Source organism: Marivita geojedonensis, from assembly GCF_002115805.1.
GTDB lineage: Bacteria > Pseudomonadota > Alphaproteobacteria > Rhodobacterales > Rhodobacteraceae > Marivita > Marivita geojedonensis.
Map to the genome: position 1 here is coordinate 71,223 of NZ_JFKC01000008.1, position 23,920 is coordinate 95,142.

General features: G+C 57.2%; 21 protein-coding genes. 15 read left to right on the forward strand and 6 right to left on the reverse strand.

What is annotated here, in order from left to right:
- Nucleotides 1-97 precede the first annotated feature (97 nt).
- Both MGEO_RS10660 and MGEO_RS10665 read left to right on the forward strand, forming a co-directional pair.
- Nucleotides 98-1,939 (forward strand): Na/Pi cotransporter family protein, encoded by a 1,842-nt coding sequence (locus tag MGEO_RS10660; RefSeq protein WP_085637014.1) that lies wholly within the window; start codon nt 98-100, stop codon nt 1,937-1,939.
- A gap of 36 nt (nt 1,940-1,975) precedes the next feature.
- The gene (locus tag MGEO_RS10665) at nt 1,976-2,251 is read left to right on the forward strand and encodes a hypothetical protein (RefSeq protein ID WP_085637017.1); all 276 of its coding nucleotides are present in this window, start codon (nt 1,976-1,978) and stop codon (nt 2,249-2,251) included.
- 43 nt (nt 2,252-2,294) lie between these two features.
- Here MGEO_RS10665 and MGEO_RS10670 read toward each other — a convergent pair whose 3' ends face one another.
- On the reverse strand, nt 2,295-3,248 hold the full coding sequence (locus tag MGEO_RS10670; RefSeq protein ID WP_085637020.1) for a 1-phosphofructokinase family hexose kinase: 954 nt from the start codon (nt 3,246-3,248) through the stop codon (nt 2,295-2,297).
- Between the two features lie 66 nt (nt 3,249-3,314).
- Nucleotides 3,315-3,665, reverse strand: coding sequence for a hypothetical protein (locus MGEO_RS10675; RefSeq protein WP_085637024.1), 351 nt, complete (start codon nt 3,663-3,665; stop codon nt 3,315-3,317).
- 128 nt (nt 3,666-3,793) lie between these two features.
- Between MGEO_RS10675 and ppsA the strand changes: the two genes are divergently transcribed.
- The 6 genes from ppsA to MGEO_RS10705 all read left to right on the forward strand — a co-directional run bounded on the left by ppsA (nt 3,794) and on the right by MGEO_RS10705 (nt 12,360).
- Nucleotides 3,794-6,178 carry a phosphoenolpyruvate synthase gene (gene ppsA / locus MGEO_RS10680; RefSeq protein ID WP_085637027.1) on the forward strand — a complete coding sequence of 795 codons (2,385 nt, stop codon included), beginning with the start codon at nt 3,794-3,796 and terminating at the stop codon, nt 6,176-6,178.
- A gap of 30 nt (nt 6,179-6,208) precedes the next feature.
- Nucleotides 6,209-8,845, forward strand: coding sequence for a cation-translocating P-type ATPase (locus MGEO_RS10685; RefSeq protein ID WP_085637030.1), 2,637 nt, complete (start codon nt 6,209-6,211; stop codon nt 8,843-8,845).
- Between the two features lie 96 nt (nt 8,846-8,941).
- Nucleotides 8,942-10,375, forward strand: coding sequence for a dihydropyrimidinase (gene hydA / locus MGEO_RS10690; protein ID WP_085637146.1), 1,434 nt, complete (start codon nt 8,942-8,944; stop codon nt 10,373-10,375).
- Nucleotides 10,372-10,761, forward strand: a complete 390-nt coding sequence (locus MGEO_RS10695) for a VOC family protein (RefSeq protein ID WP_085637032.1) — start codon at nt 10,372-10,374, stop codon at nt 10,759-10,761. The genes hydA and MGEO_RS10695 overlap by 4 nt, the downstream gene beginning before the upstream one ends.
- Nucleotides 10,758-11,441 (forward strand): aspartate/glutamate racemase family protein, encoded by a 684-nt coding sequence (locus MGEO_RS10700; protein WP_085637035.1) that lies wholly within the window; start codon nt 10,758-10,760, stop codon nt 11,439-11,441. Before MGEO_RS10695 ends, MGEO_RS10700 begins: the two co-directional genes overlap by 4 nt.
- Complete coding sequence (locus MGEO_RS10705) at nt 11,431-12,360, forward strand: dihydrodipicolinate synthase family protein (protein ID WP_085637037.1); 930 nt, start codon at nt 11,431-11,433, stop codon at nt 12,358-12,360. The genes MGEO_RS10700 and MGEO_RS10705 overlap by 11 nt, the downstream gene beginning before the upstream one ends.
- A gap of 19 nt (nt 12,361-12,379) precedes the next feature.
- Here the strand turns inward: MGEO_RS10705 and MGEO_RS10710 are convergent, their stop codons facing one another.
- The gene (locus MGEO_RS10710; protein ID WP_085637040.1) at nt 12,380-13,264 is read right to left on the reverse strand and encodes a LysR family transcriptional regulator; all 885 of its coding nucleotides are present in this window, start codon (nt 13,262-13,264) and stop codon (nt 12,380-12,382) included.
- 270 nt (nt 13,265-13,534) lie between these two features.
- Here MGEO_RS10710 and MGEO_RS10715 point away from each other — a divergent pair, with 270 nt between their 5' ends.
- The 7 genes from MGEO_RS10715 (at nt 13,535) to MGEO_RS10745 (ending at nt 20,716) form a co-directional block, all read left to right on the forward strand.
- On the forward strand, nt 13,535-14,500 hold the full coding sequence (locus MGEO_RS10715; RefSeq protein WP_085637043.1) for an ABC transporter substrate-binding protein: 966 nt from the start codon (nt 13,535-13,537) through the stop codon (nt 14,498-14,500).
- 74 nt (nt 14,501-14,574) lie between these two features.
- Complete coding sequence (locus MGEO_RS10720) at nt 14,575-15,630, forward strand: quaternary amine ABC transporter ATP-binding protein (protein ID WP_085637046.1); 1,056 nt, start codon at nt 14,575-14,577, stop codon at nt 15,628-15,630.
- Nucleotides 15,627-17,168: an ABC transporter permease gene (locus MGEO_RS10725; protein WP_085637049.1), complete on the forward strand. Its 1,542-nt coding sequence runs from the start codon at nt 15,627-15,629 to the stop codon at nt 17,166-17,168. The genes MGEO_RS10720 and MGEO_RS10725 overlap by 4 nt, the downstream gene beginning before the upstream one ends.
- The gene (locus tag MGEO_RS10730; RefSeq protein ID WP_085637052.1) at nt 17,165-17,887 is read left to right on the forward strand and encodes an alpha/beta fold hydrolase; all 723 of its coding nucleotides are present in this window, start codon (nt 17,165-17,167) and stop codon (nt 17,885-17,887) included. The genes MGEO_RS10725 and MGEO_RS10730 overlap by 4 nt, the downstream gene beginning before the upstream one ends.
- 100 nt (nt 17,888-17,987) lie before the next feature.
- Complete coding sequence (locus MGEO_RS10735; RefSeq protein WP_085637055.1) at nt 17,988-18,995, forward strand: AraC family transcriptional regulator; 1,008 nt, start codon at nt 17,988-17,990, stop codon at nt 18,993-18,995.
- 107 nt (nt 18,996-19,102) lie between these two features.
- Nucleotides 19,103-20,152, forward strand: coding sequence for an MBL fold metallo-hydrolase (locus MGEO_RS10740; protein ID WP_085637058.1), 1,050 nt, complete (start codon nt 19,103-19,105; stop codon nt 20,150-20,152).
- A gap of 60 nt (nt 20,153-20,212) precedes the next feature.
- The gene (locus MGEO_RS10745; RefSeq protein WP_085637062.1) at nt 20,213-20,716 is read left to right on the forward strand and encodes an anthrone oxygenase family protein; all 504 of its coding nucleotides are present in this window, start codon (nt 20,213-20,215) and stop codon (nt 20,714-20,716) included.
- A 41-nt stretch (nt 20,717-20,757) separates the two neighbouring features.
- Here MGEO_RS10745 and MGEO_RS10750 read toward each other — a convergent pair whose 3' ends face one another.
- Genes MGEO_RS10750 through MGEO_RS10760 form a run of 3 tightly spaced genes read right to left on the reverse strand, consistent with a single transcriptional unit; the run spans nt 20,758 to nt 23,785 of the window.
- Nucleotides 20,758-21,480: a GntR family transcriptional regulator gene (locus MGEO_RS10750; RefSeq protein ID WP_233139828.1), complete on the reverse strand. Its 723-nt coding sequence runs from the start codon at nt 21,478-21,480 to the stop codon at nt 20,758-20,760.
- Nucleotides 21,438-22,589, reverse strand: coding sequence for an acetylornithine deacetylase (gene argE, locus MGEO_RS10755; protein ID WP_085637148.1), 1,152 nt, complete (start codon nt 22,587-22,589; stop codon nt 21,438-21,440). The genes MGEO_RS10750 and argE overlap by 43 nt, the downstream gene beginning before the upstream one ends.
- Before the next feature lie 11 nt (nt 22,590-22,600).
- The gene (locus tag MGEO_RS10760) at nt 22,601-23,785 is read right to left on the reverse strand and encodes a M24 family metallopeptidase (protein ID WP_085637068.1); all 1,185 of its coding nucleotides are present in this window, start codon (nt 23,783-23,785) and stop codon (nt 22,601-22,603) included.
- Nucleotides 23,786-23,920: the final 135 nt, after the last annotated feature.

Genomic DNA, 23,920 nt, shown 5'->3' on the forward strand with positions numbered 1-23,920 from the left:
AACGGCCAGCGATGCGAAAACGCGCATCTCATATGACTTTCGTAATACAAAGAAAGCCAACCTGGCGGACCAGCCTTGTTCAAGCAGAGCGCCTTGAATGACGAGGTTTTACCTGCCCGTCGCCATTGGCGTTCTGTTTTTTACCTTTTGGTATAATTCCGACATTCAGGAAATTGCTGCCGGTGTCGCCATTTTTCTCTTCGGGATGCTCATGCTGGAAGACGGGTTCAAACTTCTCGGCGGCGGCGCACTGGAACGAATGCTCGAAAAAGCGACAGGGTCAACAATCAGGTCGTTGATGTTCGGCATCCTGTCGACCACCGTTCTGCAATCCAGCTCTCTTGTCTCAGTGATCACCATCTCGTTTCTCAGCGCCGGACTGATTTCGCTTATTGGCGGGGTCGGGATCATCTTCGGCGCAAATATCGGGACAACCACGGGCGCATGGCTGGTGGCTGGTCTGGGTCTCAAGGTAGAGATCGCAGCCTATGCGATGCCGATGATCGCTGTTGCCATTCTCCTTGTCTTTCAGAAATCGAAGCGCCTGCGCGGGATCGGTTATGCTCTTGGAGGACTGGGGTTCCTGTTTCTCGGCATTCACCACATGAAGGTTGGCTTCGACGCCTTCAAGGACGAGATCGACCTGCTCCGCTACGCGCTGCCCGGTCTTTTGGGGCTGATCGTATATTGCCTGATTGGAATGGTGGCGACCGTCATCATGCAATCCAGCCACGCGACGATGGTGCTGATCCTGACAGCGCTTGCGGCGGCACAGATCAGCTATGAAAACGCGCTTGCGCTGGCCATCGGTGCGAATATCGGCACTACGATCACGGCGATCATAGGGTCGTTGAGTGCCAATTTTCAGGGCAAACGACTGGCCCTGGCGCATTTGATCTTCAATGTTGCCACGGCTGCTGTCGCGTTGGTGTTCATCACGCCGTTGCGGGAGGTCGTCGACCTTATCAGCGCCTCTGTCGGTATCGCGGACACGGACTATGCCTTGAAGCTTGCCGTGTTCCACACCGTGTTCAATGTCTTGGGAGTGGCGCTGATGCTCCCAATGCTGCACCGACTGATCCGCTTCCTGGAAACCCGCATCGCGGAACCGGTCCCGGATGTCAGTCAGCCGCGCTACCTGACCGAAGCCGTGGATGCGTTCCCGCAGACCTTGGAATCTGCGCTGCGGAAAGAGGTCATGCACCTTTATGACAACGCCATGGAGCTGATCTTTCACAGTCTGAACCTGCACCAGCACGAAGTCTATGCGTCCGACAGCATAGAGACGGTCGTCCGCCAAAGCCGCGCCCCGTATGACCTGGACATCGAGGAAAACTATGAACGGCGGATCAAGTCGCTCTATTCCGCGATCATCGAATTTTCGACGCGCGTCGGAGAGCGGTCCATCGATGCAGACGTGGCAGATAGAATCTATGCTCTTCGGGATGTTGCGGGCGACATCGTGCAGGCGGTGAAATCCGCCAAGCATCTGCGGAAAAACATCCTCCGGTATACCTTGCGGACCCAGGGAAGCGTCACTGAGCTCTACGACAGCCTGCGCGTCGAAATCGCGCGGATTGCGGTCGAGATCAGAAAACTCGAACAGGAAGATCCCGAGGAGCGGACCGCGCTGTGGCTTGACCATGAACGCTCCCAGGTCGAGGAGGATGCGCGCAATGCTGCGCGGCGGGTGGAAGCACTGATCCGAAAGAACCAACTGACCCCAAACGCCGCGACCTCTTTTCTGAACGACTCGGATTATGCGTATGGCGCGATGCGTAAACTCATCGAGGCCGCACGTACCTATTACATCGAAAGAGACCCTGCGATTGCGGAAGTCGAAAAACTCTTGTCACTTGATGAAGATGAATTGATCGACCCGCATCCCGCAAACGCACCAAGTCCGGAGGGTCACAAAAGTGTCGTCGAAAACGAGTAAGAGTGCAGTGCCAGAGGTCAAGCCAGGAGTGTTCGGATGGGACTGAAAAAACTTGCCGAAAAACTGGCGGATTACAAAGAGCGATTGGACTTGGGCCAAACGCAGGAAATCAAGCCGAACCATGTCGAGAAGGTTCTGAAAAAGCTGCGCAGTAAGGTGACAGAACTGGAAGCAGACATCTCAGAGGAAGACGATCCTGACAAGAAAGAGCGTTTGATCCGAAAGTTGTCCGTTGCGATTGAGCAGGTCGCGCGGGCCGAATGGCTTTTGAACGAAATCCATACGGAACCCGAACCCGCTCCGTCATCCTGAGATTGAAGCGTGGACGTCAGCGAACCGATGGCATTCGCCGTCTTTATCCCGCATTTAGTTTCTCGCTCTTGCACTGCTCAAAGAGTGCGTCGGCGTCTTCCTGTCGGCAAAGGGCCGTGCCCTCTGTGCCTACGGTCGCAGCCGCACCTGCCACACCGCGTTTCAGCGCAATCTCAAGCCCTTCACCCCGAGCGAGGCTAAGCGCAAATGCACCTACAAATGTGTCACCGGCACCAATCTTGCTGCGAACCTTGACCGTTGGCCCCCATGCGTGAACCTCAAGTTCCTTGGATACAAGAACGGACCCTTCGGCACCGCGCCCCATCACAACCACGTCAGCCACGCCCTTGCGAACCAGTTCTGCGGCAAAGTTCCGGGCGTCCTCGAGCGTATCGAGGGACCTGTTTGCAGCGATCTCGGACTCTTTCTGATCGAGGCGCAGGACAAATACGCCAACGGGTCTTGCAAGCAGATCGTCCAAAGCCGCCGCAGACGTATCGACAATCAGCCGGGTGCCCGTTGGATGCAATGCGCGGTTCAGATCTGATACGAAACCAATTGGCAGGCCGGGTGCGACGCTGCCGCTGAACACTGCAATAGGCAAACCCTTCGCTGCGATCGCGATGCTTTCTTTCAGTGATTGGCACTCCTGATCCGTCACAGGCTCTCCGGGAACGCCAAAGCGATACTGCTCTCCGGTAGTTTCGTCGGTCACCGCAAAGCTGATACGTGTCTCGGCACCAACCGGAACGGGAATAAAGGGGACGCCCTCGACTTCCAGAAGCGACAGCAAGCGTTCCGCCATCGTGCCGCCGACAGCCACGAGCGCGGTCGCGTCGCCACCCAGTTTGCGGATCGCGCGCGCAACGTTGATTCCTCCACCGCCGGGATCCCAGCGCGGAGACCCGCATCGCAGCTTCGGACCCGCGACCACCTTTTCGACCGAGGTCGCCATGTCGACAGCCGGGTTGGTCGTGATGGTCAGAACGGGCTGCATAGGACCTCTCTTTGACGCGTAACAAGGCCAGCCGACGTGCGGCTGAAGATCCTCAACACTCCGAGTCTATTTCGTAAAGCTGAGAGCTTTCAACAGCGATGCCAACAAAGAGTGCGGAAGCGTCGGCCCACGACCGATGCCAAGGTATTCGTCATTGTCCCGATCCGAGGACTTGCGCAGCGTGCATCTCCAATGTCCGTTGGGACGGGTGGCATTGCCTTTTATCGTCACGCTCCATCCGGGTCGCACGGCATAAATCACGGAAAGCACCTTGTCCGTTGAATCCAGATCTTCGCGCGAGAGCAGAAGGTCCGCAGAAATTCCGTTGATCACGGAAAGTGCGCGGTCCGCCAAATCCGCTTCCAGAACCAGTGCAGCTTCCACCTCTTCCGCCAACGCAGCGAGTCCCATGTCCATGACAATCTCCTTTCTTGTCTGACGGGCAGGATGCCGCGCGGACAAGCCAGGGGCGTTGACCGAGATCAAGGTTGCTTCATGCGCCTCAGGTACCATGACCCGGAGGAGACAAACCCGAGGAGACCACCATGGCAGCCCAGGATGACGTTATCTTTTTTGATGAACTGCGCCGCAAGGACGTGCCGCTTGTAGGTGGTAAGAACTCGTCACTTGGGGAAATGGTGCAGGAGCTTGGCGCGAAGGGAATTGAGGTTCCCCCGGGATTTGCAACAACTTCGGATGCCTTCCGCACATATATTGCGGAAAACGATCTCAAAGCGATGATCGCGGACGTTCTCGCAGATGAAGAAAGCGGAAAGATCACGCTCCACAAGGCAGGTGAGACGATACGAGCCGCAATCGTCGCGGGCGACTGGCCCGCATCAACTGAGGCTGCAATTCGCGAGGCCTATCGCGCCCTGTCCGAGCGCGCAGGACAACCGAACGTGTCCGTTGCGGTCAGGTCAAGTGCTACAGCCGAGGACCTGCCGGATGCGAGCTTTGCGGGACAGCAGGAAACCTACCTGAATGTGTCGGGCGAGGACGATCTGCTTGCGGCCTGTCGCAAGTGCTATGCCTCGCTCTTTACTGACCGTGCCATCACCTATCGCAAGGTCAAAGGGTTCGATCACCTCGAGGTCGCCCTTTCTGTCGGCGTCCAGCAAATGGTCCGATCCGACATCGGTGGTTCCGGCGTCATGTTCTCGATCGATACAGAGTCGGGATTTGACAAAATCATCCTGATCAACGCTGCCTGGGGTTTGGGTGAAAACGTTGTTCAAGGCGCTGTCACACCCGACGAATTCCAAGTCTTCAAACCCTTTCTGTCCCGCGATGGCGTACGGCCGATCATCGAAAAGAAGCTTGGCGCCAAAGAGATCAAGATGATCTATGCCGGGGCCGATGCCCCTGAACCGGTGAGAAACGTACCCACGTCCAAAGCCGAACGCGGCCGCTTTGTCCTGACCGACGACGAGGTGCTGGATCTGGCCCGGCAGGCTGCCACCATCGAAGACCATTATGGCCAGCCGATGGATATGGAATGGGCCAAGGATGGGGTGACCGGACGGCTTTATATCGTTCAGGCCCGGCCGGAAACCGTGCAGTCCCGTGCGGCGGCCGGATCTCTGAGAAGCTATTCCATCGGCCAGCACGGACCAACAATGACAACCGGGTTATCGGTCGGTGAGCAAGTCGCGACCGGGCGTGTGTGCCTGATTGAAAGCGTCAAGGACATCGACAATTTCGTGGATGGGTCGGTCCTTGTGACATCGACCACCGATCCCGATTGGGTTCCGGTCATGAAACGCGCCTCGGCCATCGTGACCGACCACGGTGGACGCACCAGCCACGCTGCGATCGTGAGCCGTGAACTTGGCGTCCCTGCCATCGTAGGTTGCGGAGACGCCACGCATGTTCTGCACGATCAGCAGGAAGTCACCGTCTGCTGTGCCGAAGGGGATGAGGGCTTGGTCTATGACGGCTACGCGGACTTCTCAATCGAGGATCTGAACCTCGACGAATTGCCGGAAACCCGAACCAAGGTGATGCTCAACCTTGCCAACCCCGCCATTGCTGCACGGTGGTGGCGCTTGCCGGCCGATGGGGTTGGCCTTGCGCGCATGGAATTCGTGATCTCGAACAGCATAAAGATACACCCCGAGGCGCTTCTGCATTTCGACGCCTTGAAAGACGAAACCGCAAAGCAGGAAATCGAGGCCCTGACCAAAGGCTATGACGACAAGGCGGAATATTTCGTGGATCGACTGGCGCTTGGGCTGTCCCGCATTGCTGCAGTTGCGCACCCGCATCCGATGATCCTGCGGTTGAGCGACTTCAAGACAAACGAATATGCCGATCTGCTCGGGGGACAGCAGTTCGAACCGGACGAGTCGAACCCGATGATCGGATGGCGCGGTGCCTCGCGGTACTATGATCCAGCTTACAGCGACGGTTTCAGACTGGAATGCAAGGCGATCCACCGACTGCGCGAAACCATCGGGTTCAACAATGTGCTCGTGATGGTCCCGTTCTGCCGGACCCCTGAAGAGGCCGACCGAGTGCTTGAGGTTATGGCCGAGGAAGGGCTTTCCATGGGAGAGAACGGCCTCGAAATCTATGTGATGTGCGAAATTCCGTCGAACGTGATCCTTGCTGAGGAATTCGCCAAACGGTTCAGCGGGTTCTCCATCGGTTCAAATGACCTGACCCAGTTGACGCTTGGCATCGACCGCGACAGCGAAAAACTCGCCCCGTTGTTCGATGAACGGCATCCAGCGGTACAATGGATGATCCGAACCGTTATCGAAAAGGCCCACGCGTCCGGCGCAAAGGTTGGGTTGTGCGGACAGGCTCCGTCGAATTACCCTGACTTTGCCCGCACTCTTGTCGAGTTCGGGATTGATTCAATTTCCGTCACGCCGGACAGCTTCTTCAGGGTTAAAACCCACGTGGCGGATGCCGAACGCGGATAACGGACGAGCAGGGGTGTTGCGATAGCACCGATAGTTGAAAATCCGCATTCCCAAACAGCGGATGACGTCGCTGCGCGCCTGCAGGTCGACCCCCGTACTGGATTGACCGAACAGGACGCAACCGCGCGTCAGAAGTCATTCGGCCCGAACCTTTTGCAACGCCAGAAGACCAAAAGCAGTCTGGCAATCCTGCTTCACCAGTTCAAAGGTATCATCGTCTGGCTCTTGGGCGGTGCCGCTGTGTTCTCCGGTTTTCTGGGAGACTACATCGAGGCCTTCGCGATTGTTCTGGTCCTTCTGATCAACGCGTTGATCGGTTTTGTAACCGAGCTCCGCGCGGCCCGATCGATGGAGGCGCTCTATGCCATTTCCGAGGTCTCGGCACGGGTAAGACGGTCCGGCAAGATTCTGGAGATCCATGCACGGGATCTCGTGCCCGGCGATATCGTCTTGCTGGAACCGGGGGACATCGCTTCAGCCGACATGCGGATTTCATCGTGCACCAACCTGCATTGCGATGAATCCACGATGACAGGGGAATCCGTTCCGGTGTCCAAATCACCGGAGCCCGTTGCAGACGACGCGCTGCTCGGCGAGCGCACGTCGATGGTGTTCAAGGGCACTTCGGTCACGCAGGGCGCCGGCGAAGCTATTGTGTCGTCAATCGGGATGGAAACCGAGATCGGTCAGATCACCCATATGATCCACACCGCAGAGGACGACGCGCTGCCACTGGAACGCAGGTTGGACAAGTTGGGCCACCGTCTTGTCGGACTGACGCTGGGTCTGGTGTTCGCCACGGTCATTCTCGGCCTGTTCCGGGATCAGGATATGGCGATCATGATCCAGACCGGTGTCGCCCTTGCCGTTGCTGCCATCCCAGAAGGGTTACCCATCGTCGCAACTTTGTGTCTTGCAAGGGGCATGCTGCGCATGGCGCGGCGAAACGCTTTGGTCAATCGGCTGTCGTCAGTCGAGACCCTTGGATCGACCACGATGATCCTGACGGACAAGACCGGAACTCTGACGGAGAACCGAATGGAGGTCGTGCGTTACATCCTTTCGGATGGTCCGGTCGAAACGAGCGATCTTGCCCCAGCCAACAAAAGCGAATCCGACAGTCTGAACTGGGCGTTGTGCGTCAGTGCCTGCTGCAATTCGGCAGACACGTCTTCATCGGCGAATTCTGCGCCAAACGGCGATCCGATGGAACTCGCAATGTTGCAGGTGGCGCAATCCGCCGGCTTCGATGCCCACTCCGATTGCGGCTTTACCGGTGATGCGATTGTCCACCCGTTTGACCCGAAACGACTGATGATGGCGACCATCCACAAAACGCGAACGGGCGTCGTGACCCTCGTCAAGGGGGCGCCTGAAGCGGTGTTTGGCGCTTGCACCCAAATCCATTCAAAGAACCATCCGGTGCCATTCGACACCAAAGAACATGACCGCTGGCTCGATCTGCTCGGTTCGGAAACTGCAAAAGGATTGCGGTGCCTGGCATTGGCCGTCAAGGAGCCAGACAGTGCAGAGTCCGACCCTTATACCGACCTGCATCTCGTCGGGTTGGTCTGTCTTGCCGATCCCATAAGGGAGGAAGTTCCCAAAGCCATTGCAGCCTGCCGGGACGCCGGAATAGACGTTGTCATGATCACCGGAGATCATCCGGAAACCGCCGCCGCCATCGCCCGCGAGGCCGGAATTGCAGGACCGGATTCCACTGTTATCACCGGGCGGGACCTGCGTGGATTCGATCCTGAAAGCACGGACAACGACATGGCGGACCGAATAGGCAAAGCGCATGTCTTTGCCAGGGTCTCTCCTGCCAACAAGCTTGATATTGTGACATATCATCAGTTGCAGGGCCGGATCATCGCCATGACAGGTGACGGGGTGAACGACGCCCCGGCCCTCAAGAAAGCCGATATCGGTGTCGCGATGGGCAAGCGGGGAACGCAGGTCGCGCGCGATGCGTCGGATATCGTTCTGCTTGACGACGCGTTCGACACGATAGTCGCGGCAATCGCGCAGGGGCGCATCATCTTTGCAAACATCCGGAAATTCGTCGTTTACCTCATGTCGTGTAACGTAAGCGAAGTCATGGTGGTCGGCCTGGCGCTGGGGTTGGGTATGCCCACACCTTTGCTGCCCTTGCAGATCCTTTTTCTGAACCTCGTTACCGATGTATTCCCGGCCTTTGCCCTTGGCCTCAGCCGAGGTGACGACAGCGTCATGCGCGCATCGCCACGTGATCCGACCGAACCCATCGTAACCCGAGCCTTGTGGTTTCGGATCACATGGCTTGGCCTTGCAATCGCCTTTTCCACGCTTGGAGCGTTCGCGACGGCGCTGTTCCATCTCCAGATCGGATCGGACAAGGCAATCACGGTGGCATTTCTGACCATCGCGCTGGCGCAATTGTGGAATGTGTTCAACGTCCGGGATCGAAACGGTGGACTGCTGTTGAACGAGGTGTCGCGCAACAGCTATGTGTGGCTGGCGTTTGCCGTTTGCCTTGTGCTGGTGTTCACCGCGATATGGTTTGCGCCGTTGTCCCAGGTTTTCAAACTGCCATCCCCCGGGGTTGATGGTTTTGCCCTGGCCTTTGCAGCAAGCCTGTGCCCCTTACTGTTCGGTCAGGTGCTGCTGGCCCGATCACGTATCTGACGACGGTTCCCTTTGCCAACCGTCCAGCGCCCATTGCAAAACCGGAATTTCACGGCACAGTGGTGACATACCCGAATGGCAAATAAGGCTGTGTTGATGACCGTCGAAGCAGATCTCGTTATCCGTGGTGGGCGGATTGTAACCCCAAGCGGTATTGTCGAGGGGGATCTGGCCATCTCGGGGCGGTCAATCCTGTCGGTCGGTGCGAGAGTCGACATGGCGAAGTCCGTGATTGAAGCGGACGGAAAATGGATCATGCCCGGTGGCGTCGATCCGCACGCCCATATCGAACAGATGTCCGGAATGGGTCTCTGGAATGCCGATACTTTTGAGACGGCAACCAAATCCGCGGCCATGGGTGGAACGACGAGTGTGATTTCATTCGCGGCACAGGCTCATGGTCAGAAGCTTTCAGAGACTGTTGCTGACTACGAAGAACGTGCGCGCCGGGGCGCGATGATCGACCATGCCTTTCATATGACATTGACCGATATCGGCGTTCCCAATTTCGAAGCCGATCTCGAGCGATTGATTGGCGATGGTCATAGGTCGCTCAAGGTATTTACGACTTATAATATTCAACTCAACGACACCGAACTGCTGACGATCTTTGATATGGCGCGGCGGTTCGGCGCCTTGGTGTGTGTCCATGCTGAAAACGATGCAATCATCTCTCAGGCCAAAGCATCCCTGATCGCAAGCGGTTGCACAGCGCCCAAATATCACGCTGCATCGCATCCCCGCATGGCCGAAATCGAGGCGGTCGAACGGATCTGCCGGTTTTCCGAATACCTCAACCAACCTGTCATGCTGTTCCACATTTCGACCGTGGAAGGTGTGGAGGCGGTACGCAGGGCACAGGCACGTGGCGCACCTGTCTGGGCTGAGACCTGCACCCATTATCTGTTCATGACTGAAGACGTGCTCGACAAACCGGGGCTGGAGGGTGCGAAGTGGATGTGTTCGCCACCGCAAAGGACGGTTCCTGACCAGGACGCACTTTGGGGCGCACTTCGGGATGGCACGATCTGCCTCGTGTCTTCCGATCACGCGCCTTATCGATACGACGAAAGCGGAAAGCTGTCCGCTGGATCGAATGCCGGGTTCCACCAGATTGCAAACGGCCTGCCCGGACTGGAAACCCGCTTGCCCTTATTGTTCGACGCGATGGTGACCAATGGATGGGGCGGTGCAGAAGAATTTGTGAAGATCACATCTACCGTTCCGGCTCGGACATATGGGCTTCCAGGCAAAGGCATGATCGCCGAAGGCATGGATGCAGATATCGTGATCTGGGACCCCTCGAAAACAGTGACATACGGGGCCAATGATCTGCATGACAACGTTGGCTACAACCCATGGGAAGGTACAGCCGTAACTGGATGGCCTGAACAGGTTATCCTTCGCGGGAAGACCATCATGAAGGATGGCGCGTTTTTTGGCTCCCCGGGCGACGGATGTTGGATCAACCGTCCGGCTCTGGCAACGCAGCCAAGAGTCGATACCCCTCCGACAGCGTCTCCGTCATGACCCGTCCCAAGCGCGCCAACCAACTTGCCATTACCTTCTTCTACTACCGGGACCTTCCCGCTGCGATGCGGTTCTACGAAGAGGTGCTTGGGCTCAAGCTCGCCATTGACCAGGGATGGTGCAAGATCTACGAAATTTGCCCCGGTGCGCATGTGGGGCTGGTCGATGAAACCCGCGGAATGAACAAGTGGGCTGCGACCAAACCGGTGCAATTGTGCATTCGTGTCCCCGATGTCGATGCATGGTACGCCTATGCGAAAGCGATTCCGCTGGAAAATCTGTCAGAGCTGTTCGCGAACGAGGAAATCGGTATTCGCGCCTTTGTGTTCAACGATCCCGAGGGCTATCAGATAGAAATCCAGTCAGCGACACGTCCCGGCGCATGAAGAGCCTGATCGTCATCAATCCCAATTCGTCGCAAGCCGTGACCGACGGCATTGACGCGTCAATAGAGCCTTTGCGTAGCTTCGGAATTCCGATCCGGTGCCTGACGCTTCCTGAAGGACCGCCAGGCATTGAAAGCCAGCTTCAGGCAGACTTGACCATTGCACCAATGCTTGACCTTGCAAGGTCTCAGACCGATGCCGCAGGTTACGTCATCGCCTGTTTCGGGGATCCGGGACTGTATGCATTGCGAGACCAAACCAAGCTGCCAGTAATCGGGATACAAGAGGCGTCGGTATTCACCGCTCTGACACTTGGGCAACGCTTTGGAGTGATCGCCATCCTGCAACCTTCCATCCCGCGGCATCTGAGGGCTTTCGGTGCCATGGGCGTGCTTGACAGATTGGCCGGGGACCGCGCGCTCGGACTTGGCGTGAAAGAGCTTCTTGATCGGGACAAGACACTTGCGGCGATGATCGAGACCGGCAAGAAGCTCCGCGACACAGACGGAGCGAACGTCTTGATCATGGGATGTGCAGGGATGGCCAGCTACCGCGAACCCTTGCAGGACGCGACCGGGTTGCCCGTGGTTGAGCCGTGTCAGGCGGGAGTGAGCATGGCGCTTGGTCGTATCGCGCTAAACCTGTCACACAGCATTCGAGGAGGTGATGATGCTGGATAAGAAAGCGAAAGGTGTGTTCACAATTGCTGCCACGCCATTTCTGCCCGATGGCGCGCTTGATTTTGACAGTCTGGACCGCATGGTCGATGCCTATATCGAGCGTGGCGCGACTGGCCTGACGATACTCGGGATGATGGGCGAAGCCGGTAAGCTCGAAGCCGACGAATCCATCGCAGTCGTACGGAAAGTGATTTCCCGCAGTAGGGTTCCCGTTGTGGTCGGCGTCTCCTCGCCCGGTTTCGCCGCGATGACGGCACTTGCCAAACAGTCGATGGATGCAGGTGCTGCCGGCGTCATGGTGGCACCGCCGGGCAATCTCAGAACAGACGCTCAGATCATCGCTTACTTCCAGAACACTGCAGAGTTCCTGGGTGACATCCCCTTTGTCTTGCAAGACTTTCCGCTTGCGACCAGCGTCCAGATTTCCCCTTCCGTGATCCTGAAGATCGTAGAGGACTGCCCAACCTGCGTGATGCTGAAACACGAGGACTGGCCAGGACTCGAAAAGATCACGGCTCTCCGCAGAGCGTCTGACGCCGGATCACGTCGGATTTCGATCCTGTGCGGGAATGGCGGAATGTATCTGTTGGAAGAAATGCTGCGCGGCGCAGATGGTGCCATGACCGGGTTCGGCTATCCTGAAATGATGGCGCGCGTGATAGACGCGTTTACGGCAGGCGATCTGAATCGGGCGCGCGATATTTTTGACGCCTACATGCCGATGGTGCGCTATGAGGCCCAGCCGGGTCTGGGTCTTGCCATCCGGAAATACACGCTGGCCAAACAAGGCGTGATCGCGCATCCCACGTTGCGAAAGCCGGGAGCGGCATTGTCCGCCGAGAGTATTTCCGAAATCGATGCCATTGCAGCACGCCAGGAACGACGGCTTGAGGACCTTGGATTGAAGCCTTTCTCCTAGGCAATTGTCCGACGAAGCCTTAAAGGCGGCTCCAAAGATCCATTGCCGGTTTTTCGAGTGAGGACGTATTTGAAAACGCTGAAACCGACAGGCTGGCAAACCACGCTTCACCTCCGATCGGCACGATTGTGCCTTCGGCAAGTTCTGCGGCGATTGAGGTCTCTGGCAACCATGCGAAGCCACACCCTGCAAGAAGACGACGCTTGATCGCTTCAACAAGGCCATCGACATATATGATCTCTGCGTTCAGGGATTTTCTGTCGATTGTGTTTTCGACAACCAAACCGAGAAAGGTTGAGCGCTCGTAAGCAAGATACGGGATCCGCTTTTTCCCCTGTGCGTCCAGATCCCACCCATAACCGTCCACCTGACTGGCAGGTGCCACCGGGATCAGCCGGTCGATCAACAGGTCCTTCCTCTCGAACACTGCCTCGTCAATTTCGAGTGGTACCGCCTTATGCCAGTAGCACAGCATGATATCGACGGCTCCCTCGATCAACAGTTCGCAGCAGGTGCTCAGCGAGTCGGAAATCACGCGGGTCCGAAGTTCAGGAAGTTCGGCCTGCAGCGCATCCAGTCGGTTAGCGAGGAAATGCACGGAAATCGTGTGCAGCACAGAGAACCGGATAAACCTGTTTTCCTGCCGGTCTTCATCCCGAAGAATTTGCCGTGCCTCGGAGAGGCGAGAGATCGCTGAAATGGCGACCGGAAGAAAGCTCTGACCAGAATCGGTAAGCTGTACCGGATAGGTCGCACGGTTGATCAATGGCAGGCCAACCCAGCTCTCCAAAGCCTTAATTCTTCGGCTAAACGCCGATTGAGTGATGTTTCTTTCATCAGCAGCCCGTGTAAAATTCTGCGTGCGCGCCAGACACTCAAAATCCCGCAGCCAGTTGAGATCCATGTTTCCTCCTGAAACCAAAGGGATTTTCGGGATTGTACCCCAAGTTATGCAAAATTCGAATAGTTTGATGAATTGTTCGAATTGGAGTCGAAGAAAAGCCTGCTCCTAGAATTTCTTCATGCAGCGACCGCACGCCACTTCGAATCCTCGCGCTTCGGCAGATCAACCCTGTCCGAACTCGTGCGCCGCAATTGCACAAAGTATCAACCCAATGACCAACACCCATAACTACCGCAACCATGCGGAAAACAATCAACAGAGGAGACTGTCATGAAAACCAAATTGAAGGGCCTCGGACTGGCGGCTGCCGTCAGCGTCCTCGCGCTGCCCGCCGTCGCGGCGGAAGAAGTCAAGATCGGTGTTCCGTCCTGGACCGGCGCGCAAGCCATCGCGCATTTGCTTGGCGCGGTTGTCGAAATGCGTATCGGAGGTCAGGTCGAATACGTTCCCGGAACGAATGCCACGATCTTCCAGGCGATGGATCAAGGGGAAGGCGACATCGACGTGCACCCCGATGTCTGGCTGCCGAACCAGGAAAGCTTTACCAAGAAATATGTGGATGAAGCCGGCACCGTCACGCTGTCGTCCAATGCCTACGAAGGCAATCAGGGCTTCTGCGTATCCAAGGACTTTGGCGAAGCGAACAACATCACGGACATTGCCGATCTGGGGCGCCCTGACGTAGCTGCGCTGATGGACAGCGATGGCAATGGCAAAGGTGAAATGTGGATTGGCGCTCCGGGCTGGGCATCGGCCAACGTGAACGAAGTCAAAGTGCGCGACTACGGCTTGATGGACTTCATCGAACCGATCCGCGCTGAAGAAGCCGTCAAGACGGCACGCATCAAGGACTCGATCGCAAAGAGCGAAGGCTACGCGTTCTACTGCTATACCCCCCACGCGGTCTGGTACATGTTCGACGTGATGATGCTCACAGAGCCGACCTATGACCCGGCGAAGTACGTGATGGTTCAACCCTCCGACGATCCCGATTGGTTCACCAAATCCAACGTCGCAACCAAGGACGCGCTGAAGCAGGTTCAGATCGCTTGGTCCAACTCGCTCGAAGAGCGGTCCCCCGCGATCTATGAATTCTTCCAGCGGTTCGAACTGAACGCCGATGATGTCAGCAGCTTTGCCTATGAGATCAGCGGCAAAGGCCGTGATCCGGCGGAAGTCGCCCGCGAGTGGGTAGAAGCCAACCCCGAGCGTGTAGACTCCTGGCTGGGTCTGTAATCCGCGCTTCAAACCCAATGGCATCGGGGAAACCCGATGCCACCGACACTCTTGCTGAACGAGGTTGAAGCGGAATGAATGACGACGTCGTCATAGAAGTTTCGAATGTCTGGAAGATTTTCGGGGCAAAACCCGAATTGGCGTTAAAGGCCATCCTCGATGAAGGTCTGAGCAAGGCCGAGGTCTTGTCCAAATTCAACGCAGTGGTCGGGGTTGCGGATGTCAGCTTCTCTGTCAATCGCGGTGAAATCTTCTGCATCATGGGGCTTTCCGGCAGCGGGAAATCGACCCTCGTTCGACATTTCAATCGTCTTTTGGAACCCACCGCAGGACGGATCGAGATCGAGGGCACCGACGTCATGGCGCTTGCCCCGAAGGATCTTCAAACATTCCGCAATCGTAAGATCGGCATGGTGTTCCAGAACTTCGCGCTGATGCCGCATCGCTCGGTTCTGGACAACGTGGCGATGCCGTTGGAAATCCGCGAGGTCGCCAAAAACGAACGTATGCGCCAAGCGGCTGCGATCCTCGATATCGTCGAACTGGGCGCGTGGGGCTCCAAATTCGCTCATGAGCTTTCAGGCGGCATGCAACAGCGTGTCGGGCTGGCGCGCGCCCTGGCGGCCAACCCCGATGTTCTCCTCATGGATGAACCCTTTTCGGCCCTCGACCCGCTGATACGGCGGCAATTGCAGGACGAATTCATTCGGCTCAGCATAATCCTCAAGAAAACGACGATCTTCATCACCCACGATCTGGACGAAGCCGTGCGCATCGGTGACCGCATCGCCATCATGCGCGATGGCAAAATGGTACAGATCGGAACTGCCGAAGACATCGTCATGCATCCGGCGGACGATTACGTCGCCGATTTCGTGGCCGGAATTTCCCGCCTGAAAGTCGTTCATGCCCACGCGGTCATGCAGCCCATCGACGCCCATATCGCAAAATACGGCCCGATCCCTGCCGACGCGCCGCGGGTCCACGAAAGCGAAACACTCAGCAACCTTATCAACCTCGCCATCGAGGATAGCAGCGCGATCCTTGTTCAGGATGGCGAGATAGATGTTGGCGTCATCACCCGTGCCGATCTGCTCCGCACAGTTATCGAGGGGACCGAAGTCTCATGAGCCAGTCAGATCAGAATCCCCTCGACGATACAGAAAGCGCGGCGGCCCGCGCCTACAGTGAAGAGCGCAAAGAAAACATCCGGGCTTTCGTAGAGACCAGCCCCGATTACTACATCCGGAATTTTGACAAGATCGGTGCGTCCTCAAAGTTCACGCCCACGTTCAACCTGATTGCCGGTCTTCTTGGACCGGTCTGGTTTGGCGCACGCGGACTTTGGTCTTGGGCGCTGCCTTTTCTCATCCTCGAAACACTTGCGTTTGTGCAGATCACGCGCGGGCTGTTCGGAGATCTCGCCGCCGACGCGATGGCCCGCATTGAGTCGATTGAGGGCACGCTTGAATTGCGCCGCCAGCAGTTGGCCGCCGCGATTGAAAGTGGTTCCGACAAGGTCGATGTCTACAGAAGAACGGTCGAGTCGCTGGAGGCGAACATCGGTGGAATCCGGGCAGAGGCCGAAGCCCTCGCTGCCGAGGGCCCTACGATCGCGCTGGCCGGTCTCGGGATTCTTGTGTTGGCAAAACTGGCACAGGCGGTCGTAGCCAACTGGGCCTTGGAAGCGCGCTTTTCAGACTGGCTTTCGGACAGGTCGATCCGCTCCGGGATGCCGCTTCAGCAGGTCGTGTTCAGCGCCATCTTCATGGCACTGATCGTGGCCGCCGCCATGCTGCATTACAGCTTCCCTGGCAAATATGCCCTGTTGAGCGATTTCCCTACAGACCCGGACATCCGGCTCACCAGCATTGGCTGGGTTGAAGCGTTTTTCAACTGGGCCGTTTTGAACGGCGAGGCCTTCTTTGACGCCATCACCTATTTCATCCGGCTGGTGTTGGATGCACTCGAACTGGTGTTTGTCAGCACCCCCTGGATCGTGATTGCCAGTCTTATCATTCTGCTGACATGGCTGACAGCAGGCGTCCGCATGGCCATCTATTCTGGCGCGTTTCTTGCATATATGGGCCTGCTCGGATTTTGGGAAAAGGCGATGACAACTCTGGCTTTGCTGGGGACAGCTGCCTGTCTGTCGATCCTGATCGGAATACCGCTTGGCATGTTCGCCGCTCGCCGCCCCCGGTTCTATGCCTTTATCCAACCGATCATGGACTTCATGCAGACCATGCCTGCGTTTGTTTTCATGATCCCCGTGATCGCATTTTTCGGAACTGGCAAACCCGCTGCCGTGGTCACGACCATGATCTTTGGCGGCACCCCGGTTGTGCGCCTGACTGTTCTTGGTCTGCGCGGCGTTCCTGAGAGCGTCCGCGAGGCCGCGATCAGTTTCGGGGCAAACAAATGGTATCTCTTGACAAAGGTCGACCTCCCGCTTGCCAGCCCGTCCATTCGCGCCGGGATCAATCAGACTATCATGTTGTCACTGGCGATGGTGGTCGTGGCGTCGCTGATTGGCGCCAAGGGTCTTGGCGAAGACGTTCTTGAAGCGCTGCAATATGCCAATGTCGGACAAGGTATTCTGGCCGGTTTCGCGATCCTGTTCTGCGCGATGATCCTCGACCGTATCGTTCAGGGTGCCCGCAAATGACCCCACTCGTTTTTGTCCATGGGTTCATGGGCGGGAGTCAGCAGTGGCAAACACAGCGCAAGGCGCTTGAACGCCAGGTATGCGTTCACACCGTCGACCTTCCGGGCTTTGGCGAAAGCGCGCATCTGGATGCCCCGAACAAAATCGCATGTTTCGCGAACTGGGTTCTTGATACGTTGCAGGCACAGGGCATCGACAGGTTTCATCTGCTCGGACACTCCATGGGCGGAATGATCGTGCAGGAGATGATCGCGTTGGCGCCCGAACGCGTAGACCGGCTTGTTCTTTACGGGACCGGAGCAACGGGAATCCTCCCCGGTCGGTTTGAACCGATCGACACGTCGAAACGTCGGGCACAGGAAGAAGGCGCACGGGCGACTGCCCGTCGCATCGCGGCAACTTGGTTTCTCGCCCGTGAAGACGCGCCGGCCTATGAAGGATGTGCATCTCTTGCTGAGCGCACGCGGCTTCAGGCAATCGTTGCAGGGCTTGATGCAATGCAGGACTGGAGTGGCGTAACCCGGCTATCGGGGATAAAGGCAAAGACCCTGGTGATCTGGGGCGATCATGACCGCACCTATCCCTGGTCACAGACAGAACAGCTTTGGCGCACTATCGGGGATGCCAGCCTTGCCGTCATTCCGAACTGTGCGCACGCCGCTCATCTTGAGAAACCGGAACTGTTCAACGGGATCGTAGAAGACTTTCTCGCGTCGTGACCCCCGGAACCAGGACACCAGAAAGACCCCCAGTCTGGAAAGGCACCGAAGGAACATGTAGTCTGTTGGCAGAACCATTTGCCGTCACCAGCGTTTTTTCATGCGAGCTGTCACCTCTCTTTTTGTTCGGAAGATCGTGGCGGCCGCAGGCAGTGACGTAGACCAAGCGGAGCTATTGCGGTCTGTCGGGCTTGATCCCGATGCGCCCGCAGACCCCACCGCAATGATATCCGCCGAGGCGTATTACGATCTGATCGAGCGCATCTCTCGGCAGATCGACGCAACCGCCCTTCCCTTGCGGACAGGTGCTTCGATGCGGTGCAACGATTACGGCGCGCTTGGACTGGCATTCAAGTCAGCGCCCACTCTGGCCGGTTCCTATACGCGGGTTGCGGGATATGCCCGTCTTTGGACAAGCGTCGTCGAATACGAATTGCGCGCCGAAGGGGACAACACATGGTTCATTCTTCACAGGACCGGCACGCGTCGGCTTGGCCTTCGCATATCCAACGAAGCGACACTGGCCAGCGCAACAGCCCTCGCCCGCGAAGTCTCTCCGACGAACCGCTTTCATCCGCGTGAAGTCCATATCCAGCACCCACCCCCTGCAACGTTGCAGCATCACGAGGCGTATTTCGGATGCCCGGTCGTCTTTGGATCCGACCGTGACGCGCTACTGATTGCCCAGACGGATCTGGAAAAGACAAACCGCCTTGGAGACAAGGGGATCACCCAGTTCCTGCTTCGACATCTCGATGCCGAGCTGTCGAATATCGCCGGGAAGAAAAAACTCAGCGATCAGGCCAAGGATGTCATCGCCCGCGCGCTGAGCGACGGTTTGCCAAAGATGGAAGACGTCGCGCGCCGCCTCGGACTCAGTGTTAGGTCGCTCCATCGTCGGCTCGCCGATGACGGGTTGACTTTCCAAACATTGACTAAAGAAACACAACGCGAACTGGCGGAAGGTCTGCTGAGGGACGAGCGGTACTCGATTTCCGAAGTGGCCTTTCTGACGGGCTTCTCCGAACAAAGCTCTTTCAATCGCGCCTTCAAGCGATGGGCAGGAGAAACCCCGGCGCGATATCGAAGGAACGCGCAAACCGGCTGATCGCATCTGTATGGCCGCCGCAGTCAAATCACTGGCAGCCTCGGCCAATACCCAAGCCCCTGTTGTCCCGTATCCCGCTGACACATCAGCAATGAAAGGGACACGAGATGCCTATCAAACTTACAGCGACCACAATTTCACTTCTTGCCGCGCTCTCCACCGCCGGACTGGCGCAAGCGGATCAGCCACACAACACAGCAAACGCCATTTCTCTTGACGAAAACCATCCTGACAGCTTCCGTCATTTTTCCGCAGAGCTCCCAAAGATGCGGGAGCGCGCCGCACAAATCAACACGGACTTCGGACTGCATGTAAGCGAGATTGAAAAAGGCCTCTTTTTCGTGACCGATCTCGTCTACCAGTCGGCGTTTCTGGTCACGGATGCAGGCGTTGTCGTGTTCGACGCGCCTCCGAGTTTCGGTGAAGGATTGCGCAAAGCCATCCAGATCGCCGCACCTAACAAGCCAATCACCCACCTGATCATGTCGCATGGACACAGCGATCATAACGGCGGCGGACACATGTTCGCAGACATTGCCAACCTTGAAATTCTCGCAGCGCGCCAAGTGGCCGAAACTCTGGACAGACATCCTCTGAAAGGTGTGCCCAACCCGACCCGGACTTTTGAAGATGCTTTGGAACTCGACATCGGTGGGGTTCCGATCAGTCTCCGGACAACGACCTTCCATGCCGAAGACACTGACGTATTGATCTATCTTCCGGCCCAAAAATTCCTGATGGCCATCGACACCATCACTCCGGGCGAAGTGCCTTTCATGAACTTCGGCGCGACGACAGACATCACCGGCTACCTCGAAAGCTTTGACACTTTCCTGGCCTACGACTTCGACCATTTCCTTTCCGGTCATGTTTCGGTTCTGGGAACCCGTCAAGACGTTCTCACGACACGCGACTATGCGTTCGACGTTCGGGACACCGTGCTTGGCCTGATGCCTTCGTTCGATGCTCATGTGATGGATGGGCTAAGTGCGGTCGAATTCCAAAACGCAAATCTCGCCTACCGATATGCAATGGAACGCATCCGCGACACCTGCGCTGCGGAAATCGTCGACCGCTGGCAGGACGAGCTGTCTGTTGTTGATCTCTGGGCCGACAGCCACTGCGAAACGCTGGTTCTTTTCCAGATCATGCACTGAGCCAACTGGGCGCTCTTCGAGCGCCCTTCACCCGAACTGCTCAATTGAAAGGCCACTCCAATGTCATTTTGGTTCTATTTCCTCACCCAATCCACGCTGATCGCCTATGCGCTTGTCGGCGGTGTATTCCTCGCGTTCTCCGACTTCATCATGCGCTCTCTGAAGCAAATAAGTGGACGCGGTGGCGTCGAAGCGATGCAGGTCATCAATCGTGAAGTCTTCCGATGGATATTCATGACGCTGTTCCTGGGTCTCGCACCTGTTTCCGTCGCCCTGATCCTTTACAGTTATGTGTCCCTGTCAGGGCCATCCGCATTGCTCATCGCGGCGTCCGGCGCAGTCTACCTGTTGGGATGTTTCGGCGTGACCATCGTACGCAATGTCCCGATGAACGAAGCCCTTGCCCGGTTGGAAACGGGCGGATCGGAAGCGGCAGAATACTGGACTTCAATCTACCTGCCGCGCTGGACGTTCTGGAATTCCGTACGAACACTGGCCTGCACGATTTCAGCGGCCCTGCTTCTGAGCGGCGTACTCTGGCTGAACAGCAATCCCGTAACATAGTCGACCCGCACGGGCGGCGCTTTCGGCGCCGGCCGTCGCTCCTAGTCGCGATGCCGCAACAACCGGTTGAAGCTCATCGAGATATGCGCCCGCTGAAGCTGTGCGACTGCTTCAAGATCGCCGGAGTGCAGTGCGATCTGGATCGCCTCCAATTCGTGCAGAAAAATGCGGTACTCTTCTTTCAAGTCCAACTCGGCCTTGATTGCGCGCACCAGCCAAAGGCGTTTGGTTTTGTAGTAAAGGCGTTCGAGGATCTGGCGTAGAGGGTCATTTTCCGTCAGGTCCAGCAGGGTCTGAAACACATCCATATCCAACTCGGTGAAACTGCGCGGCGTACCCGTCCGCGTCATCTCTGTTGCCCGGTCAATCAGCGATTGAAGTCGATCAAGAAACGCCTCCCCCGGCATCACCGGATCAAGCCGCCCGGTCAACGCCGTCAGTTCTACGCGTAAGCGGTATTCCTGCTGCAATTCCGTGATGTCGGCATCCGTTACGAGGGTGCCTACACCGTGAACGGACTGCACAAGCCCCTCTTCTTCCAACCGTGCCAGAACACGCCGGATCGGGGTGCGGCTGGTTCCGAATTCCTCTGCAAGGGTAACTTCCGACAATTGCGCACCGGGCGGATAATCCAAAAGGCAGATGCGCTGACGAATTTCCGTATGGATCGCCGCGTGGCGATCCTTGACCGTCAGCGGAACGTCGTCTGCCTGACCACGACTCATCCCAGGCGCGCCCCGAGCCGTTCCAGCATTGTCAGACATTGGGATAACTGTTCCAAAGCAAGAAACTCATCCGCTTTATGGGCCTGCTCGATAGAGCCCGGTCCACAGACCACGACATCCGTGCCCAGCGCCTGGAAAAGCCCCGCCTCGGTTCCAAAGGCCACCACATCGCAACTGTTCGCGCCAGTGAGTTCCGAAACGATGCGTCGCGCTTCGTTGTCCTCGGTTGGCATCAGGCCGACGACCTCTCCGATCACCTCGGTGGTGATCATGGCGCCCGGATGAACCTCTTTCATTTTGGGAAGAAGAACCGTTTCGCAGTATGTCTGCAGGCTCTCCTTCACAAACTCCGCATCTCCCGTCTGAACGGGCCGCATCTCCCAGTCGACCTGAGCCGAGGGCGCGATGACGTTATGCGCGACTCCACCGGTAAGAGCACCGACATTGACGGTCGTCCAAGGCGGATCGAAGGGGCTGTTCTTCGGTGCTCTGGCACGCAGGGCGTCCTTCAACCCCAACAAATGGTTCAAATATCGCACCGCGTATTCCACGGCGTTCACACCATGATCCGGAAGCGAGCCATGTCCGGCAAGACCGTTGAAATGGGTGGAATACTCATTGCACCCTTTGTGTCCGTCGATGATCCGCATCTCGGTAGGTTCACCGATGATCGCGATACCCGGGACCAAACCGCGTGCAGAAAGGTCATCCGCCAATTGGCGCGCACCGAGACATCCCACCTCCTCGTCATAGGTGAAGGCAAAGTGCATCGGGCGCTCTGCGATCCGCTTGGCGAAATGCGGAGCCATGGCAAGCGCCGCTGCGATGAAACCCTTCATGTCACAGGTGCCGCGGCCATATAGCAGACCGTCCCGCTCGATCATCTCGAAAGGGTCGTGCGTCCATGCCTGATCCGCAACCGGCACCACATCGCTGTGTCCCGAAAGCAGGATGCCGCCATTCCTATCCGGCCCCAAAGTCGCAAACAGGTTGGCTTTGGTTCCACAGGCGGATGACATGACCTCACAACGTGCGCCGGCCTCTTCCAATAGACCAGCCATATAGAGGATCATCTCGAAATTGCTGTCAGCCGAAATCGTCGGAAAGGCGATCAGGTCTCTCAGGATCTCTGTGCTTCGCTGCAACAGGCTCACGGGCGTCACCCTTTGACGAACAACTTGCGTTCAACGTTGCAAAGGGTTTCAGCCGGACCTTCCTCCTTGATCAGAATGGTTTCAGTGGTTTCGAGCCCCCATGTATCCATCCAAAGTGCCGGCATGAAATGGAAGGTCATGCCCGGTTTCAGAACCGTTTCGTCCTCTGCGCGGATCGACGCGGTGCGCTCGCCCCAGTCCGGTGGGTAGCTCAGACCGATCGGATACCCGCACCGGCCCTCGCGGTAGATGCCGTGTTTTTGCAGAACCGCAATGAATGTATTGGCGATATCGCAGGTCCGGTTGCCCGCCTTTGCCACGTTCAGCGCAGCCTCGATTCCTTCAAGCTGGGCCTTTTCCGCGTCCAGCATTTCCTTCGGCGGCGTTCCAAGAAACACCGTCCGACAGAGTGGAGCGTGGTAACGTCGATAACAGCCCGACAATTCAAAGAAGGTGGCTTCACCTGCCTTCATCGGGTCACCGTTCCACGTTAAATGCGCTGCCGTCGCATCGAGCCCGGACGGCGTGAGCGGCACGATCGCAGGGTAATCTCCCCAGATGTCATCGACACCGCTTATGCCCGCATGGAAGATATCTGCGACAAGCTCGTTCTTGCGAACTCCGGGTGCGGCGCGGTCAATGGCGGTTTCGATGACCTTTTCGGAAATCCGGGCTGCTTTGCGGATAAAGGCAATCTCTTCCTGGGACTTAACCAATCGCTGCCAGTTCACGAGCGCGGTCGCGTCTGAAATCTGAGCGTTGGGGAGTTCCGCACACAAAACCTCATGTGCTTTGGCGGAGTAGTAGTAATTCTCCATCTCGACACCGATCCGTGCCACGTCGAGACCCATCTCTCGCATCCGTGCGGCAAGCTCCTGCATCGGGTGGCGGACAGTCGACTGAACATAGCTGTCTGCGTAGCCAAAGATGCTGTCCGCCGACATCCAGCATGTCCGCAGCGCACCGATCGAGTCCATATACCGGCCCCACCACATCGGCTCACCGTCCAGACGCAGCAACACCCCTTGGTGCACGTAAAACGACCAACCGTCATAGCCGGTCAGCCAAGCCTGATTCGATGGATCAGTAATGAACAGGGCATCAAGCCCGGCTTTTTCCATCGCGACGCGGGTCAGCGCGATCCGGCGCTCGTATTCCGCAGGACTGAACGGGGCATTTCCCTCGGGCATGGTTGGTCCTCAGCCGTTTATTCTGTATGATGTACACAACTTGACGACTAATCCGTCAAACCGTGCAATAAATCCTTCGTGCTTTTCTTGACAGGATCAAGAATTATCGACTGATGTGCACAACGATTTACCACA